The sequence below is a fragment of the Janthinobacterium sp. JC611 genome (assembly GCF_018682595.1).
Classification (GTDB): Bacteria; Pseudomonadota; Gammaproteobacteria; order Burkholderiales; family Burkholderiaceae_D; genus Janthinobacterium.
Map to the genome: position 1 here is coordinate 74,258 of NZ_JAFLJN010000085.1, position 12,906 is coordinate 87,163.

Annotated in this window: 12 protein-coding genes; 4 read left to right on the plus strand and 8 right to left on the minus strand. The window is 65.2% G+C overall.

Translation table 11 applies throughout. The features are described 5' to 3' along the window. Window positions 1–9 precede the first annotated feature (9 nt). Window positions 10–1,242: a putative DNA modification/repair radical SAM protein gene (locus tag J0O65_RS27105; RefSeq protein ID WP_215410218.1), complete on the plus strand. Its 1,233-nt coding sequence runs from the start codon at window positions 10–12 to the stop codon at window positions 1,240–1,242. Beyond that, complete coding sequence (locus tag J0O65_RS27110) at window positions 1,239–2,714, plus strand: UdgX family uracil-DNA binding protein (protein WP_215410219.1); 1,476 nt, start codon at window positions 1,239–1,241, stop codon at window positions 2,712–2,714. Before J0O65_RS27105 ends, J0O65_RS27110 begins: the two co-directional genes overlap by 4 nt. On the opposite strand, the gene J0O65_RS27115 is transcribed toward J0O65_RS27110, so the two are convergent. From J0O65_RS27115 to J0O65_RS27135, 5 genes are all read right to left on the minus strand, one after another. Continuing rightward, on the minus strand, window positions 2,666–3,679 hold the full coding sequence (locus J0O65_RS27115) for a bile acid:sodium symporter family protein (protein WP_215410220.1): 1,014 nt from the start codon (window positions 3,677–3,679) through the stop codon (window positions 2,666–2,668). The genes J0O65_RS27110 and J0O65_RS27115 overlap by 49 nt on opposite strands. Window positions 3,680–3,894: 215 nt before the next feature. After that, window positions 3,895–4,257, minus strand: coding sequence for a BON domain-containing protein (locus J0O65_RS27120; RefSeq protein WP_034752546.1), 363 nt, complete (start codon window positions 4,255–4,257; stop codon window positions 3,895–3,897). A 277-nt stretch (window positions 4,258–4,534) separates the two neighbouring features. After that, window positions 4,535–5,902 carry a sigma 54-interacting transcriptional regulator gene (locus J0O65_RS27125; RefSeq protein ID WP_215410221.1) on the minus strand — a complete coding sequence of 456 codons (1,368 nt, stop codon included), beginning with the start codon at window positions 5,900–5,902 and terminating at the stop codon, window positions 4,535–4,537. Continuing rightward, window positions 5,899–6,441, minus strand: a complete 543-nt coding sequence (locus J0O65_RS27130) for a hypothetical protein (protein WP_251374025.1) — start codon at window positions 6,439–6,441, stop codon at window positions 5,899–5,901. Before J0O65_RS27130 ends, J0O65_RS27125 begins: the two co-directional genes overlap by 4 nt. Further along, entirely contained in the window at window positions 6,438–7,850 is a 1,413-nt protein-coding gene (locus J0O65_RS27135; RefSeq protein WP_215410222.1) for a HAMP domain-containing sensor histidine kinase, read from the minus strand. The genes J0O65_RS27130 and J0O65_RS27135 overlap by 4 nt, the downstream gene beginning before the upstream one ends. A gap of 283 nt (window positions 7,851–8,133) precedes the next feature. On the opposite strand from J0O65_RS27135, the gene J0O65_RS27140 reads away from it, so the two are divergent. Next, window positions 8,134–11,004, plus strand: a complete 2,871-nt coding sequence (locus J0O65_RS27140; RefSeq protein WP_215410223.1) for an insulinase family protein — start codon at window positions 8,134–8,136, stop codon at window positions 11,002–11,004. 28 nt (window positions 11,005–11,032) lie between these two features. Here J0O65_RS27140 and J0O65_RS27145 read toward each other — a convergent pair whose 3' ends face one another. Together J0O65_RS27145 and J0O65_RS27150 are read right to left on the minus strand one after the other, a co-directional pair. Then, complete coding sequence (locus J0O65_RS27145) at window positions 11,033–11,437, minus strand: VOC family protein (RefSeq protein WP_215410224.1); 405 nt, start codon at window positions 11,435–11,437, stop codon at window positions 11,033–11,035. A 57-nt stretch (window positions 11,438–11,494) separates the two neighbouring features. After that, window positions 11,495–11,662, minus strand: a complete 168-nt coding sequence (locus J0O65_RS27150; protein ID WP_251374031.1) for a helix-turn-helix transcriptional regulator — start codon at window positions 11,660–11,662, stop codon at window positions 11,495–11,497. Window positions 11,663–11,674: 12 nt separating this feature from the next. Between J0O65_RS27150 and J0O65_RS27155 the strand changes: the two genes are divergently transcribed. After that, complete coding sequence (locus tag J0O65_RS27155; protein ID WP_502793602.1) at window positions 11,675–11,974, plus strand: SDR family oxidoreductase; 300 nt, start codon at window positions 11,675–11,677, stop codon at window positions 11,972–11,974. Here the strand turns inward: J0O65_RS27155 and J0O65_RS27160 are convergent. Further along, the gene (locus J0O65_RS27160; protein WP_215410225.1) at window positions 11,971–12,870 is read right to left on the minus strand and encodes a LysR substrate-binding domain-containing protein; all 900 of its coding nucleotides are present in this window, start codon (window positions 12,868–12,870) and stop codon (window positions 11,971–11,973) included. The genes J0O65_RS27155 and J0O65_RS27160 overlap by 4 nt on opposite strands. Window positions 12,871–12,906 lie beyond the last annotated feature (36 nt).

A 12,906-nucleotide genomic window follows, 5' to 3' on the forward strand; every position in this document is an offset into this window, starting at 1 on the left:
GGGTGAGCCATGGAATTGACGGACAAGCTGGAAATCCTGGCCGACGCGGCCAAGTACGACGCTTCCTGCGCCAGCAGCGGCGCGCCCAAACGCGACTCCATCGGCAAGGACGGCTTTGGCGCCACCTCGGGCATGGGCATCTGCCACAGCTACACGCCGGACGGGCGCTGCGTCTCGCTGCTGAAAGTCCTGCTGACCAATTACTGCCTGTACGACTGCCAGTACTGCGTCAACCGGCGCAGCTCGAACGTGCCGCGCGCGCGGTTTAGCGTGGCCGAAGTGGTCAAGCTGACGGCCGACTTTTACCTGCGCAACTACATCGACGGCCTGTTCCTCAGTTCCGGCATCATCCGGTCGGCCGACTACACGATGGAGCAGCTGGTGCAGGTGGCGCGCGAGTTGCGCGAAGTACACCAGTTCCGCGGCTACATCCACCTGAAAACCATCCCCGACGCCGACCCGGCCCTGATCGCGCAGGCGGGCCGTTATGCCGACAGGCTCAGCGTGAATATCGAACTGCCGACGCAGGACAGCGTGCAGAAACTGGCGCCGGAAAAGAGCGTGCACACGATTAAACTGGCGATGGGCGCCATCCGCCGCAAGCTCGATGAAAAGGCCGAGGAGCCGAAGTCGCCCCGCTTCGCGCCTGCCGGTCAAAGCACGCAGATGATCGTCGGTGCCGACGCCAGCGACGACCGGCAGATCCTCTCCACGGCCGAGACCCTGTATGGCAGCTACAAGCTCAAGCGCGTGTACTACTCGGCCTTCAGCCCGATTCCAGACAGCCCGACAAGCGTGCCGCTGGCGCCGCCGCCGATGCTGCGCGAACACCGGCTGTACCAGGCCGATTTCTTGCTGCGTAGCTATGGTTTCCAGGCCAGCGAGCTGCTGCCCGCCAGCGGCGGCAACCTGGCGCTCGATATCGATCCCAAGCTGGCCTGGGCGCTGGCGCACCGCGAACATTTTCCGCTGGACTTGAACCGCGCCGCGCAGCACATGATCGCCCGCGTGCCCGGCATCGGCCTGCGCAACGCGCAGCGCATCGTCGACCTGCGCCGGCTGCGGCAGGTGCGCTACGCCGACCTGTCGCGCCTGCGCTGCAGCATGAAGAAAATCGCCCCCTTCATCATCACGGCCGATTACTTTCCCGCGCACGACACCACCGCCTCGGAACACCTGCGCCGCGCCATGGCCGAGGCACCGCAGCAGATGCATCTGTGGCCGGAACTGCAGGCCGCATGAACGAGGTCAATGAGCGCGTGGTGCGGCTGGCGCAATCGTTCGACGCGTGGCGCGCGGCGGCGCGCGAACTGATCGCGCGTGGCGTGCCGCCTGCCGACGTCGCCTGGCAGTCGCAGCAGGGCGATGGCGACCTGTTTTCCTCCACGCCGGATGCCACGGATACCAGCGCGCCGCCGCTGCGCCTGCCCCGTGCCCTGGTGGAACTGCTGGAGAGCGCCGCCTGTTTCAACGTGCATGACCGCTGGGCCTTCTTGTATCAGGTGCTCTGGCGCTGGCAGCTGGGCCAGCACGACGTGGTGTCGCCGGCCGACGCGGACGGTGCGCGCCTGCACGCCATGGTCAAGGCCGTGCGGCGCGAAGAGCACGACATGCATGCGTATGTGCGCTTCCGCGAACGCAGCGAGGCCGAGGGCGCGCCCCGCTTCGTCGCCTGGTACGAACCCGCGCACGAGGTGCTGCCGCAGGTGACGCGCCACTTCGCGCGCCGCATGGGATCGACCAGCTGGATGATCGCCACGCCATCGGCCAGCATGCTGTGGGATGGCCAGACCTTGCACGCGGGGCCGGCCCTGCTGCGCGGCGCGGCCGAGATCGACGATGCGGGCGAAGCGCTGTGGCTGACCTACTACCGCAGCATCTTCAACCCCGCGCGCGCGAATGCCGACTTGCTGCACAGCCATATCCCCGCGCGCTTCTGGAAAAACCTGCCCGAAGGCGTCATCGTGCCCGCCATGCTGAGCGGCGCCGCGAATGGCGAACGGCGCACGGGCCAGACGGCCAGCGTGGGCCAGCGCGGCGGTGCCAGCATGATCCCGATCGCCGCCGAGCGCGCCCAGCCCGCGCGCGACGCACCCACGACGCTGGACCAGTGCCGCCGCTGCGCGCTGTGGAAAAGCGCCACGCAAGCCGTGCCCGGCGTGGGGCCGCACACCGCCTGCATCATGCTGGTCGGCGAGCAGCCGGGCGACCAGGAAGACCTGGCGGGCCTGCCCTTCGTCGGCGCGGCCGGCGCGTTGCTGGAGCAGGCACTGCGGGAAGCGGGCGTGGCGCGCGACAGCGTGTATGTAACGAATGCCGTCAAGCATTTCAAGTGGGAACCGCGCGGCAAGCGCCGCCTGCACAAGACGCCCGCGCAGCGCGAAATCCTCGCCTGCCATGGCTGGCTGGAAGAAGAGATCGAGCGGGTCCAACCACGGGTGATCGTCGCGCTGGGCAGCACGGCCTTGAAATCGATATTGCAGGATGGCGCGGCGAGCATGGCGCCGCTGCTCGGCACGCCGGTGCAACACGATGGACGCTGGGTGGTCACCGTGTATCACCCGGCGTACGTGCTGCGCGCGCCCGATGAGGGAAGCCGGCGGCAGGCGTATCGGGCGATCGTCGAGGGCTTGCGGCAGGCGTTGACGCTACTACAGGAGCCGCATCACGGCGTCGTCGCCGGCACTTCCCGCTCCTCGTCCCGCTGCGCATAGCGCTGCGCGATCACGGCGCAAATCATCAGCTGGATCTGGTGGAACAGCATCAGCGGCAAGATCACCATGCCCAGCGCATGGGTGGCAAACAGCACCTTGGCCATCGGCACGCCGCTGGCCAGGCTTTTCTTCGAGCCGCAAAAGACGATGGCGATCTCGTCTTCCTTGCTAAAACCGAGACGGCGGCTGATGAACGTCATCAGGCCCAGCACCAGCGCCAGCAGCAAGATGCTGAACAGGCCCAGGGCCACCAGGGTTTCCACCGAAATCGTATGCCACAGGCCCTCGCTGACGGCTTCGCTGAAGGCCGTGTAGACCACCAGCAAGATCGACCCCTGGTCGACGAATTTCAGCATGGCCTTGTGGCGGTCGACCCAGCGGCCGATCCAGCGGCGCAGGAACTGGCCGGCCAGGAAGGGCAGCAGCAACTGCATGACGATGGACAGCACGGCGTCCACCGAGGACTTGCTTTCCGCGCCCTTCGCCACCAGCAAGCCGACCAGGATGGGAGCGAGGAAGATGCCGATGAAATTCGAGGCCGAGGCGCTGCAGATGGCGGCCGGCACGTTACCGCGCGCCATGGCCGTCAGCGCGATCGACGATTGCACGGTCGATGGCAAGGCGCACAGGAACAAGATGCCCACGTACAACTCGGGCGTGAGGAAGGTCAGCGCCAGCGGACGCAGGGCCAGGCCCAGCAGGGGGAACAGAATAAACGTGCTGGCCAGCACCAGCAGGTGCAAGCGCCAGTGCATGACACCGGCCACCACGGCTTCGCGCGACAGCTTGGCGCCGTGCAGGAAGAACAGGGCGCCGATGGCGACGGTGGTGATATGGCCGAACATTACGGCCGTCTGGCCCGTGCAGGGCAGGAAGCTGGCCAGCGCCACGGTGACGAGCAGGGCGATGGTGAAGTTATCGGGTTTCAGATTGCGCAGCAGGGCAGCGGGGGAGAAAGATGACATGCGGTAGCCTGGTAACGGCGCAGCCTTGCAACACTGCGCCATGGATGACAAACAGCGACGGAAGCGGCGCCAGTGCTGGCTATTCTAACCCTATTGCCGAGCTAGCTGCCTGGAAGCAGGCCTGGCTTGTGGACACGATGGCACAAAAAAAATGCCCTGTCCGCAGACAGGGCAACCCGGAGTAAAGTACAGCGCGAGGCGTTACCGCGCGGCGTTTAACCGGCGGCTTTGACTTTCAGCTCGTTCTTGATTTCTTTCACGCCGCTCACGGAAGCGACGATCTGCACGACGCGGTCACCCGCTTCGGCGCTCGGCACGTCGCCCGACAGGACGACGACACCTTGCTGGGTTGCCACCTTGACTGGCAGGGCAGCGGCTTGCGCATCGGCGCTCAGGGCGGCCTTGGCCGAGGAAGTGATTGTTTCATCAGGGACGGCAGCGGCGGCGTTGGCGGCCACGACAGTGTCAGCAGGAGCTTGTGCTTTTGGTGCGGAGTCAGCTGCATGCGAAGCGGTGATCGAGGCGCCCGACAGTACGATAGCGGCGACCAGGGTATTGAACAGTTTCGATGTTTGCATGGTAGTTCCTCTCAATGAAGTTAAAAGCTTCTTACTTGGCTATAGCAATAAACAGCAACACGTTGAAGCGTCACACCTACCCCTACAGCAAGCGCCGTGCCAGCTTTTAAATTTCATTTAAAATCAACAACTTACACTCATTCCGGATTTTTTCCGCGCTTTTCCCGCCGATCTGGCCCGGAAAACCGGGCTTTTTGTCGCCTGACAGCGACAAGGTATGGCAACAATATCAATGTTTTACAGTAAGTCATTGATTCGTAATACTTTATTTTTGTCGCTATTCAGCGACAGGGTCGCCGTCGGCCCGGAACAGGGCCGGCGTCAGCTCGTATTTCTGCAGCAAACGGTAGAACTCCGTGCGGTTGCGGTCGGCCAGGCGGGCCGCGTCGGCCACGTTGCCGTCCGTCAGGCGCAGCAATTGAATCAGGTAGTCGCGCTCGAAGCGCTGCTTGGCCTCGTTATAGCTGAGCGCTTCCAGCGATGGCACGCGCAAGGCCCGCTGCACCAGGCTCAACGGCACCAGCGGCGCCGTGGCCAGCGCGCACACTTGCTCGACGACATTGACCAGCTGGCGCACATTGCCGGGCCATGGCGCGCTGACCAAGGCCGTGAGGGCGTCGGGCGCGAAACCGTTCAGCGGTTTCTGATACTTGGCCGCCAGTTTCTGCAGGAAATGGTTCGCCAGCAGAGAAATGTCTTCGCGGCGCTCGGCCAGCGGCGGCAGGGTCAGGGTCACGACATTGAGGCGGTAATACAGGTCTTCGCGAAATTGTCCCTCGCTCATCGCCACGTCGAGGTCGCGGTGCGTGGCCGACAGCAGGCGCACGTCCACCGGACGCGTCTGGTCGGCGCCGACGGGACGCACGGCCCGCTCCTGCAGCACCCTCAGCAGTTTCACCTGCAGCGGCAAGGGCATGTCGCCGATCTCGTCCAAAAACAGGGTGCCGCCATCGGCCGCCTGGAACAAGCCTTCGCGGTTGCCGACGGCGCCCGTAAACGCGCCTTTCACGTGGCCGAACAGTTCCGATTCCAGCAATTGCTCGGGAATGGCGCCGCAGTTGACGGCGATGAACGGCGCCTTGGCGCGGCGGCTGGCGTTGTGCAGGGCGCGCGCCAGCAATTCCTTGCCCGTGCCGGAGGGTCCACGGATCAGGATGCTGGCGTCCGATCCCGCCACCAACTTGGCTTCGGCCAGCAGCTCGGCCATCTGCGCACTGCGGCTGATCAGCTCGGCACGCCAGCTCTCGTCGCCGGACGCCGGCGCCGGCATGACGGTGGACAAGTTGATGGCATACGCCACTTTCTCCATCAGCAGCTTGCCGTCGAACGGTTTCGTCAGGTAGGCGAACGCGCCGCGCGCCGTCGCGTCGACGGCGTCGGGGATGGTGCCGTGGGCCGTCAGCAAGATGACGGGCAGGGCCGCATGCTGGCGGCGGATTTCATCGAACAGGGCCAGGCCGTCGCGGCCCGGCAATTGCACGTCGGTAATGACCAGGGCCGGCAATTCCACGGCCAGGCGCGCCAGCGCCGCTTCCGCGCTGCCCACGGCCGTCACGCGATAGTTGCCCGCCTTCAAGCGGATGGTGAGCAGGCGCAGCAGGTCGGGGTCGTCGTCGACCAACAAGATGTGGGCGAGCTCGCTCATTTCGGCGCTCCCGCGGCGGGGCGCACGGACAGGCTGCGCTCGATGTTTTTCAGCGCCTCGAGTTTTTCATTGAGCAAATCGATGCGGCGCTGGGCGTCGCGCAGCTGGGTGTTGAGCTTGTCGATGCTGTCTTCCTGGCGGCGCAGTTCCGCATACTGGCTGGCCAGCGATTGGGCCAGCGGCGCCAGCAGTTGCGCCTCCTTGCCCGTGGCCGTCAGCAAGGGTTCCAGCACGGCTTGCGCGCGGGCCAGGTCGCCGGGACCGCGCACGGCCGCCAGCAACATGGCGCGGCGCAGCGTGTTGGGCGGCGCGTGGTCGGCCTTCGCCAGGTCCAGCTGCGCCTTCACCAATTCCGACGGCGTCATCAGGCGCAAGGCGCCTTGATACGCCAGCAGTTCCGTCAGCTGGGGATCTGCCACCACCACCACGCGCGGCGGCGTTTGCACCAGCACGGGCGTCTGGGTGGGAGGCTTGGCGGCGCAAGCGCCCAACAGCAGCGCGCAGGCGGCCATGGCGGCCAGGGGAATTCTCGTCATCATAAGGGCAGTTCTATCCGAAAATGCGCGCCGGCGGGGCGCGCTAAAAGAGTGACGCTGCCATCGTGGGCGGCGATATATTCGCGCACGATGGACAGGCCGATGCCATTGCCGTTGCGCGCGCCCACCGCCTGGCGCACTCCCTGGTAAAACGGTTCAAAAATACGCGCGGCATCCTCGGGCGCCACGCCGGCGCCTTCGTCGATACAATCGATGTGCACGTGGCCGCCTTCACAGGACAAGGCAAAGCGCACGGTGCCGCCTTCCGGGCTGAAGCGCACGGCATTCGACAGCAGGTTCGCCAGGACCGTGGCCAGCTTGTCGCGGTCGGCCTGCACGATCAGGGACTCGCCCTGTACCTCGACCGTCAGGCGGCGCGCCAGCCATTGCAGGCGCTGCCCGGCCACCACATCGTGCAGCAAGACCAGCAAATCGACCTTGCTGTGCGCCAGATGCTGGGCGTCAAAAGCAGCGGTATTGTAGCGCAGCAAGTCTTCGATCTGGGTTTGCAGCGACGCCGTGTTTTGCTGCAGGATGCCGGCGATTTCGCGCTGGCCGTCGCTGAGCTTGCCCGCCACCTCGTCTTCCAGCAAGGCCACGCCTTCGCGCAGGGCCGCCAGCGGGGTTTTCAGCTCGTGCGAGATGTGGCGCAGGAAGCGTTCCTTGTCGGCATCGAGGTCCGCCAGGCGCTGGCGCAGCCAGTCGAGCTGCTGGCCCAGGCGGCGCGTGTCGGCCGGGCCGCCGACGACGATGGGCTGGTCGTAGCGCTTGTCGCCCAGGCGCCCGATGGCCGTCTCGATGCGGCGCAGCGGGCGCGACAACAGAAAGCCGAAACAGGTGGCCAGCAGGGCCGCCAGCAGCACGGCGCCGCCCACCAGCACGCCCAGCAGGCGGCGCTGGCGTTCCAGCTCCGCCAGCAGGGCGTCGTTGCGGCTGCCGATTTCCGTCTTGCTTTCGCGCGCCAGGCTGTCATTGATCTGCGTCATGCGGGCAAACGCGCGGTACACGACGGCGTGGCCATCGCGCTTGCGGCGCTTGCCTGCTTGCAAGACCTCCCACGCCGCTTGCGCCTGCACCGTCCAGTCGTCGGCCAGCTGGGGAGCGAACTCGGGCGTGGCCCGGTTCAGCACTTGCAGCGCCGCCGTCGCTTCGTCGCGGGCCGCCGCGTAGCGCTCGCGGAACACGGGGTCGTCCAGCACGAGGAATTGGCGCGCGCTGCGCTCCATGGCCAGGGTGCGCTCGGACAGGCGCTGCGACTGTTCCGTCAGGGCAATCGCCTGCGCCGCCGTCTCGCGCCCCAGCCGCGCCAGGTGTTCCAGGGTCAGCAGGGCTTGCACGGAGGTGGCCGTCAAAATGCCCGTCGTCAAAATGAAGGCGGCAAATAACAGTTGGCGAAAGGAAAGTCGGGACAAGGTAGGGGCCTTCGGTTCAGTCTGGAGTGCAAATGGCGCATGGTACGCTAAGCGTGCATTCGGAGACGCCAGCCACCGAAATATGATCTATTTTGCAAGGCTGTCGCTTTTCCGGCCGCCGGCAAGGCCACGGCGGCGGCGCGCGAATACTCCTAGTACAATAGGGAAAAACTTCACGCAGGCATCAAACTGGCACCCGCCCTGGCATTGCGCCAGTTTGGCCCCATATGTGATGCAAGCCCACCGACACTCCGAATCACCTACCGCAGAGATCCCATACCGCATGAGCACATTTGAAAAAGTCAGCAGCAACTTCATTCCAGTCTTGCAGGCAACCATCGAGCAATATGTCGAGCCAGCAACGGGCATGCGCCATATCCACATGCATACCGAGCAGGCTGAGATGGTGTTCCTGGTGGCCTTTCCCACTGTGCCGGAAGTGAGCGACGGGCGCGCCCACATCCTCGAACACCTGGCCTTGTGCGGCTCGTCCCGCTACCCGGTGCGCGACCCTTTCTTCTCGATGCTGCGCCGCTCGACGGCCACCTTCATGAATGCGATGACCTATCCGGACCGCACCGTGTACCCGTTCGCCAGCACCGACCGCAAGGATTTCTTCAACCTGCTCGACGTGTACCTGGACGCGGCCTTCTTCCCCAACCTCGATTACCTGAATTTCCGCCAGGAAGGCTGGCGCCATGCGTTCGAAGGCGACAAGCTGGTGTACCAGGGCATCGTCTTCAATGAAATGAAGGGCGCTTTCAACAGCCCCATGCGCGCGCTCGACAGCGGCATCGCCAGCGCCTTGCTCAAGGGCACGACGTATGAAGTGGAATCGGGCGGCGATCCGCTGAATATCCCCGAGCTGACGCATGAGATGCTGAAAGAATTCCATGCCAGCCACTACCATCCTTCGCAAGCCGTGATCATGACCGCCGGCAATATCGAAGCGTCGGCCGTGCAGGAGCAGGTGGCCGAACGCGTGCTGTCCAAGCTCAGCGGCTTCAGCCCGCGCCGTTTGCCGCAGCTGGCGCCCGCGTGGACGGCGCCGCAGGAAAACGTCGTGAAAATTCCATCGCAGGAAGCGCGCGACGATGAATTCGGCCTGCAATTCGCCTGGCTGATGGGCGAGTCGAGCGACCCGATCGCCTACTACCACGCGCATCTGCTGTCGCACGGCTTGCTGGGCGAATCGTCGGCGCCCGTCATGCGCGCCATGGAATCGGCCGGCTATGGCCGCCCATCGGACATGAATGGCCGCGACGCGGGCATCCGCCAGATGGTGTTCCACATCGGCATGGAAGGTTTAACCAAAGAACAGATCGCCGACGCGCACCAGCGCATCTGGACGGCCCTGGAAGAAACGGCGCAAGAGGGCATACCCGCCGCCGTGCTGCACGCCGCCTTGCGCGACATCAAGTACAGCCAGCGCGAAATCAGCAGCGGCCGCATGCCTTACGGCCTGGGCCGCCTGCTGCACGCGCTGCCGCTGGCCATGTACGACGGCAACGTGATGGACGCCTTCGACAATGCGGCCATCCTGGAAACCCTGGAACAGCAGATCGAAGATCCGGCATTCTTCAAGCAGCTGGTGCGCGAACTGATCGCCAATCCGACCCGTTTGACGACGCACGTGGTGCCCGACAGCGCCTACTTCACGGACCGCGCCGCCCAGGAAGACGCCAAGCTGGCGGCCCTGCAAGCGCAGCTGACGGACGCCGAACGCGAGCACATCGTGGCCGAGTCCGCCGCCCTGGAAGCGCATCAGCAATTGCCATCGAATTCGGAAGTCTTGCCGCGCATCCGCCCTGGCGACGTCAGCGCCGCGCCGCGCCCGGCCTTGCCGATTCCCGCCGCCGTCGACGGCGCCGTGGCCTTCAGTATCGCCTCGAACGGCATCAGCTATGCCAACGTGCTGTATGACGTGTCAGGCTTGCCGGAAGCGTCGTGGCCCTGGCTGCGCCTGTACACGGACCTGGCGCCGGAACTGGGCGTGGGCGACATGTCGTTCGACGACGCCAGCGCCTGGCGCCAGAGCATGGTGCCGTCGTTCCACATCGGCCTGGAAGCCATTCCCCGTCCGCAACAAGCGATGCGCGTGGAATTGTCGTTCTCGGCCAGCGGCTTGCGCGAAGAACATGCGGCGATCGCCGCCGTGCTGTCGGCCTGGATCGCCAAGCCCCGCTTCGATGAGGAAGAGCGCCTGGCTTTCCTGATCGAAAGCCTGGTGCAGGACAAATTGAGCAGCCTGGCCGAATCGGGCAACCGCTACGCCATGCTCGCTTCGGCGGCGCCGCTGTCGCCCACGCGCCGCTTCGACGACATCGTCGGCGGTCCGGCGGCCTTGCCGTTCTACCGCCGATTGCAGCAGCTGAGCAAGACGTCCGAGGGCTTGCAGGAAATCGCGCGCGAGCTCGACGCGCTGCACGCGCACATCATCGCCCAGCCGCCGACCGTGCTGTGCGCGGGCCTGGAACAGGATGGCATCACCCTGGCCCGCTTGCTGGAATTGCCGGCAGCCAGCACGGATGCCACTGCTTCGGCGGCAACGCCAGCGCCGGCCGTCTTGCCGCTGGCCAACACGGCCCTGCATGCGACGAGCCAGATCAACCATTGCTTCGTTTCCTGGGCCGTGCCCGGCGTGCACAATCCGGACGCCTCCGCCCTGGCCGTGGCCGCCGAACTGATGACCAACCAGGTGCTGCATACGGCCCTGCGCGAAAAAGGCGGCGCGTATGGCGGCAGCGCCAGCTACGCAGCCGGCGCCGGCACGTTTACCTTGAGTTCCTACCGCGATCCGCGCCTGGCCGGCACCTTCGCCGACTTCGGCACGACGCTGGACCAGATCCTCGACGGCGACTTCTCGCAGGAACAAGTGGAAGAAGCCATCATCTGCGTCATCAAGGGCCTCGACAAGCCCCATTCGCCGTACGCGGAAGCGCTGACGGCGTGGAACATGCAACAGCGCGGCACGACGGAAGCCGTGCGCCAGCAATTCCGCACCGGCGTGCTCAATTGCACCCTGGCGCAGATCAAGGACGTCACGCGTACCTGGCTGAAAAACGGCCAGCCGAGCCGCGCCGCGTTCGCGGGTAACACGACGCAAGACTTGGCGGGACTGGACGTGGTCGACCTGCTGGCGCTGGCCAGCTAAGCGCGCTTTTCGGAATTCAATACCACAACTATTGCGGTATTGAATTCGGCTCCATGTACATCAGCTCCCACTGATGTCCATCCGGATCCTGGAAGCTGTGGCCATACATGAAGCCGTAATCGATCGGCTCCTTGTAGAGGCTGCCGCCCGCCTGGACGGCTTTCGCCACCAGCTCGTCGACCTCGCCGCGGCTCTCGGCCGACAGGCACACGAGCACTTCCGTCGCCACCTTGGTATCGCACAACTGCTTGGGCGTGAATTGCTTGAATTTGTCGTGCGTCAGCAGCATGACGAAGATGTCGTCGGCGACGATCATGCAGGTCGCTGTTTCATCCGTGAAATGCGCATTGAAACTGAAGCCCAGCGCCGTGAAAAACGCCACGGAACGCTCGAGCGACTGGACGGGCAGATTGACGAAGATTTTGCGGGCCATCATGTCTCCTGATCGGTTATCGGGGTGCTTGCTGCCCGCCGATTCTACACCGGCTTTTTACGCGCCCGCGCGTCCCACGGTCTTCGGCGCGTAGCCAAAATAACGGCTGAATGCAGCGCTGAAATCGGGCGGATGGCGGTAGCCCGTTTGCCAGCCCGCCTGCGCCACCTGGCAACCATTGGGCTGGCGGCAAGTGGAGCAATACGGCGCCAGCGATTTTCCCATGGCATCTCGTCCGTGGCGGGACAAAAATTCTTCAGTCCGGGCGGCACCGTCTACAGCGGCACCAAGTTTGCCGTCAGCGCCATTTCGGAAGGCTTGCGCCATGAACTGGCGGCCAGCAGCGGCACCATCCGCAGCACCACCTTCTTGCCGGGCGGCAGCAGCCATGCGGAAAGCGCGGCCGGCTTGAAGGAGTTCTACAAGCAAGCCATCCCCGCCGACGCCGGGGCACGCGCCATCGCATATGCGATCGGCCAGCCGGACGACGTGAGCATCAATGAAATCGTGCTGCGCCCGACGGTGCAGGAGTTTTAAGCGGCATCTTGCTGCAGCGACTCGATGATCAGGCCGGCCAAGCGCTCGACGGGCGGCCTGGCTACGCTTGAGGCGCGCAGCAGTTCCAGCGACAACGGGGGCAGGGCGGGCAAACCCGCCGCCACGTGATCGAGCGCGCACACGGAAGCGGGTAAACCCAGGCTGGTGCGCACCGTCACGCCCAGCCCGGCGGCGGCCGCCGCCCACAGCCCTGCCAGGCTGGGACTGGTAAACGCCGTGCGCCAGGCGATGCCCGCGCGGTCCAGCGCCTGCGTGGCGCAGCGCTGGAACAGGCAGTCGCGGTCGAACGTAATCAAGGGCAAAGGCTCGCCCGATTCGGGGCGCCAGGCCAGGCTGGACGAGGCGATCCAGCGCATGGCCGGTTCGGCAATGTGCTGACGCTGCTGCGGCGGATAGTCGGCCACGTCGGCGATGCAGGCGCCGCCCCACAACAGGGCCAGGTCCAGCTGGCCCATGGCCAGCCGTTCCATCAATTCCGTGTTGCGCGCCACGTGCGCCTCGATGCGCACTTTCGGGTGCGCGCGGGCAAAGCGCCCCAGCACGTCCGGCAGCAAGGCTTCGCCGAAATCCTCCTGCAAGCCGAGCCGGATACAGCCTTCGAGTTCCGCGCCGCGCAGGGCGACGGCCGCCTCGTCATTGAGTTCCAGCAGGCGGCGCGCATAGCCAAGCAGCACCTCCCCGGATGGCGTCAGCGCCAGTCCGCGGCCCTCCTTGCGGAACAGGGGCATGCCGGCCTGCTCCTCGAGTTTTTTCAGCTGCGCGCTGATGGCCGAGGTGGAACGGCCCACCTTGTCCGCCGCGCGGGCAAAGCTGCCCAGTTCGATGCCAGCCACATAGCTGCGCAAGAAGGCAATGTCGAAATTAAGCAGGCTCATGGCGCACACTATTGTCCTGTTTTATGGGATGGTGAC